The sequence below is a fragment of the Vibrio sp. 1978 genome (assembly GCF_033344345.1).
Genome location: NZ_JAWPOP010000054.1, coordinates 1 through 4940, shown reverse-complemented (window position 1 = coordinate 4940; position 4940 = coordinate 1). Strand labels below are relative to the sequence as shown.

Annotated in this window: 3 protein-coding genes; 1 reads left to right on the top strand and 2 read right to left on the bottom strand. The window is 47.0% G+C overall.

The window, feature by feature from the left end:
- The first annotated feature begins 79 nt into the window (after positions 1-79).
- Positions 80-214: a hypothetical protein gene (locus R8N49_RS24090; RefSeq protein ID WP_257898055.1), complete on the top strand. Its 135-nt coding sequence runs from the start codon at positions 80-82 to the stop codon at positions 212-214.
- A 97-nt stretch (positions 215-311) separates the two neighbouring features.
- Here R8N49_RS24090 and R8N49_RS24085 read toward each other — a convergent pair whose 3' ends face one another.
- Positions 312-3494 carry an efflux RND transporter permease subunit gene (locus R8N49_RS24085; protein ID WP_203347286.1) on the bottom strand — a complete coding sequence of 1061 codons (3183 nt, stop codon included), beginning with the start codon at positions 3492-3494 and terminating at the stop codon, positions 312-314.
- Positions 3495-3507: 13 nt separating this feature from the next.
- Positions 3508-4734, bottom strand: a complete 1227-nt coding sequence (locus tag R8N49_RS24080; RefSeq protein ID WP_203347287.1) for an efflux RND transporter periplasmic adaptor subunit — start codon at positions 4732-4734, stop codon at positions 3508-3510.
- Positions 4735-4940: the final 206 nt, after the last annotated feature.

Sequence of the window (4940 nt, the reverse complement as noted above, 5' to 3'; positions counted from 1 at the left end):
CCCACCTCCGCAGCCATTTATTGGTGTGGTCTACAGAGGATTATGTCTTTTTAGAGGGGAAAATCCCTAGAACCCCAAAATGGCGGAGAATGAACATATTGATAAAGAGATTTTCCACCTGCTTTTAACGAGCGGTGTTTATCGCAACTATGCAGAGCGGTATTTATCGTCAGAGTTAATGGACGTCGACGATATTCAACAGTTTCTAGACTGAACAAAAAATAACGGCTGGAATTGCCGTTGAGTCCTTAACGAAAAAAAGGCAGCCCCAAATAGCACGGGCTGCCTTTCTAATCACTCAAAATAAAGGATTAGACAGTGGATTCGTTAATCGGCTCTAGTGCAACTTGCTCTGTGTTGTCACTCTGCTCTTTAGGAGTACGTTTAGCCAATACGTAGTAGAACAGTGGCGTGAGTAGCAGACCGAATATGGTTACACCAATCATGCCAGAGAACACAGCGATACCCATTGCTTGTCTCATTTCAGCACCGGCACCAGTAGAGAACACCATTGGAACCACACCCATGATGAAGGCAATCGACGTCATCAAGATTGGGCGAAGACGTAAGCGTGATGCTTCAAGAACAGCCTCCATCACAGTGCGACCTTTATCTTGCAACTCTTTGGCGAATTCTACGATTAGGATGGCGTTTTTAGTTGCCAAACCAACCAGTACGATTAGACCAATTTGAGTGAAAATATTGTTGTCGCTACCCCATAGAATCACACCGCTGATCGCCGATAGAAGCGTCATAGGAATGATTAAGATGATTGCCATCGGAAGACGTACACTTTCGTATTGCGCAGCAAGTACAAGGAACACCAACAAGATAACCAGTGGGTAGATCAACATAGCTGTATCACCGGCCAACTTCTGTTGGTAGGTCAGCTCGGTCCATTCGTAAGTCATGCCAATCGGTAGTGTCTCTGCAAGGATCTGCTCAATCGCTGCTTGCGCTTCACCTGAGCTGAAACCTGGCATAGGGCTACCATTGATCTCTGCTGTGGTATAAGCGTTGTAATGCATCACACGGTCAGGACCAGCACTGTAATTCACATCAACAAACGCGCCTAAAGGAATCATTTCACCGTTCGCATTTCGAACCTCTAGTTGGCGAATCTGCTCTGGTGTTTGGCGGAACTCTTCGTCGGCCTGAACGTTCACTTGGTATGTGCGACCAAAGCGGTTGATATCATTGACGTACGTGCTCCCCATGTAGGATTGCAGGGTAGAGAAAACATCGTCTAATGATAGGTCTTGCTTGAGCGCTTTCGTACGGTCAACATCCAGGTCTAACTGTGGAACATTAACTTGATAGCTTGAGAACACACCAGTTAGTGCCGGGTGCGCCCATGCTTTCATGATCACTTGTTGAGTGACACCGTATAGCGCTTCGTAGCCGTGGTTCGCTCGATCTTGGATCTGCAAACGGAAACCGCCAATCGTACCCAGACCCTGAACCGGTGGTGGTGGAAAGATCGCGATGAATGCATCAGGGATAGAAGCAAATTTTTGGTTCAGCTGACCTGCAATCGCATTTGCGCTAAGACTCGGATCTTGACGCTCGTCGAAATCAGCCAACGGAGTGAACACGATACCGCTGTTTGGACTATTGGTGAACCCGTTAATGCTCAGACCTGGGAATGCAACGGAGTGTTCAACGCCTGGTTGTGCCAAAGCAATCTCGGACATCTCACGAATCACTGCATCGGTACGCTCAAGTGAAGCCGCGTCTGGCAGTTGCGCGAATGCAACCAAGTACTGCTTATCTTGACCCGGCACATAACCCGTAGGAGTCTGATCGAATTGGTAAGCCGTTAAGCCAAGCAGGCCAACATACATCACACCAATCAGTGCGCCAAGTCGAATGCTCTTCTTCACCGCGTAACCGTAAGCGATAGAACCTTTGTTAAATAGCTTATTGAATGGGGTAAATACGAAGCGTCCGAACAAGCCATCCATTGCACGCGTGAGCCAATCTTTCGGTTGGTCGTGACCACGTAACAACAGGGCAGAAAGAGCCGGGCTCAAAGTCAGCGAGTTAATAGCTGAAATGAACGTTGAAATAGTAATGGTCAACGCAAACTGTTTATAGAACTGACCCGTTAAGCCAGACATAAACGCAGTCGGGATGAATACCGCAGCGAGCACCAACGTCGTCGCAACAATTGGGCCTGTAACCTCTCGCATCGCTTTTTCTGTCGCCGCAATAGGAGCAAGACCTTCTTCGATGTTTCGCTCGACGTTTTCGACCACCACGATCGCATCATCAACAACGATACCGATAGCGAGTACTAAGCCAAACAGTGACAGAGCATTTAAAGAGAAGCCCATTAAGTACATGAAGGCGAACGTACCAACTAATGAAACCGGAACCGCAACTAATGGGATGATCGATGCGCGCCAAGTTTGCAGGAACAGAACAATAACTAGTACAACAAGTAATACCGCTTCAAGCAGTGTCTGCACTACCGCTTCAATAGAACCACGAACGAATACCGTTGGGTCGTAAACAATCTCGTAGCTCACACCTTGAGGGAAGCTAGCTGACAGCTCTTCCATTTTCGCTCTTACGTCATCAGAGATCTGAATCGCGTTTGAGCCAGAAGCTTGGAAGATTGGAATGGCAACTGCGTCTTGGTTATCAAGTAGTGAACGAAGTGAGTAGGTTTCGGCACCTAATTCAATACGAGCGACATCTTTCAAATGGTTGATCTGACCATCTTCACCAACCTTGATGATGATGTTCTCGAACTCTTCAACTTCGCTTAAACGTCCTTTGACATTAATAAGCAACTGGAAGTCTGACGAGCCACTTGGTTGAGCACCAAGGCTACCTGCTGCAGCTTGTTGGTTCTGTTCGCGAATCGCAGAAATGACTTCACTAGGGTTGAGGTCCAGGCTTGCGACCTTGTTTGGATCAAGCCAAATACGCATGCTGTATTCGCCACCACCAAACAGGCGAACGGCACCCACACCTTCGATTCGGGCAAGTTCATCTTTAACGTTAAGCGCTGCATAGTTCGCAAGATAAAGTAGGTCATAACGCTCATCAGGCGACACCAAGTGAACGACCATGGTTAAGTCTGGTGATGACTTTTCCGTCACAACACCAAGTCGCTGAACGGTTTCAGGCAAACGAGGTAGGGCACGATCAACACGGCTTTGAACTAGGGTTTGCGCTTTGTCTACGTCGGCACCAATGGCAAAGGTGACGGTTAACGTCATCACGCCATCAGAAGTCGCTTGAGAAGACATATACAGCATGTCTTCTACGCCGTTAATCTCTTCTTCGAGGGGAGACGCGACGGTATCCGCAATCACTTTCGGGTTCGCACCCGGGTAAGTCGCTGTTACAACGACAGTCGGAGGTACAACCTCGGGGTATTCAGTGATAGGCAGTTGCCATACTGACAATGCACCACCGATGAATATGAGTATCGACAGCACGGATGCAAAGATCGGCCGACGAATAAAGAACTGGGAAAACATTGCAATGGTTCCTTTATTGCTTCACTTGCAGAGTCAGTAGCTCACTGCGCTGCTGGTCTCGTAATGCTTGTTGCTGGCGAATATTGGCAAGGGTGTTTTCATCAGCCATTGCAACTTCATCGGGCGTAACAGGCATGTTGGCACGAACGCGTTGTAAGCCATTGACGACAATCTTTTCGTCGCCTTTTAGGCCATCCAATACAATGCGCAGACCGTTAAGGCCTTCACCAAGAGAGATTGCTCGGTATTGGACAATATTGTCATCGCCTAAAACCAAGACATACTTGTTATTCAGATCGGTACCAATCGCCTTGTTATCAATCAACACACCTTGGTAGCTATCCGAGCCAGCGATACGCATTTTGGCGAACATACCCGGTAAAAATTTCTTATCCGCATTATCAAAAACGGCGCGAACTTGAATGGTTCCCGTTGCTTCGTCAATCGCATTGTCTACAAAGTCGATGTAACCGATATGAGGGAAATCGGTATCGTTAGCCAACGACATTTGGACGACATTTTCAATTTCACCATCCGCTGAGATGAGGTTATTAATCTCTTGATATTTAAGGAAACTACGCTCATCAATGTCGAAATAAGCGTACATTTTCGAAGTAGATACCAGTGACGTAAGAACGGTTTGACCCGTAGTTACATAGTTACCTTTGGTCACCTCTGCGAAAGAAACTTTGCCTGCAATCGGCGCGCGAACTAGAGTGAATTCAAGGTCTAGTTCCGCTTTTGCCAAAGCAGCTTTAAGAGCTGAAACACTTGCAACGCTACGCTGCTGATCTGCAAAACGCGCATCAACGGTCTCTTGAGAAATTGCTTTAGTTTTGCTTAGTCTTTGTGCACGTTCATAATCTTTGATTGCTTGGTTCAAGCTTGTTTGAGCACTGCTAAGTTCCGCTTTCAAACGGTTAACTTCAGCAACAAACAAACGATTGTCGATTGAAAAAAGCACGTCTCCAGCTTCTACGAGATGGCCTTCACGGAAGTGAACACGGTCTACGTAACCCGATACACGAGGCATTACGGTGACGGTTTGAGGTGATTCTAATCGACCAGTGTATTGATCAAGCTCGGTAACCTGTTCTACAAGCACTTGTGCCACTTCAACCGTTGGTGGTGGCGGTGCTGATGCAGGTGCTTCGGCGCGTGAATCTTGACATCCAGACAACACCAATGGCGCTGCAAATGAGATTAGTAGAAGAGGCGTTCTAAGGTGTTTGCCTACCATCTCGCTATCCTTATGTTAGTTTTGTACCGATCGGCATAATAATCCTGACTTTTGATATTGATCAAGTAAAATTTATAGAATGAATAGTTACAACATATGGACAACGTATGCCTGCCGCATTACCATTTAGGGGTTCTAGGGATTTTCCCCTCTAAAAAGACATAATCCTCTGTAGACCACACCAATAAATGGCTGCGGAGGTGGTT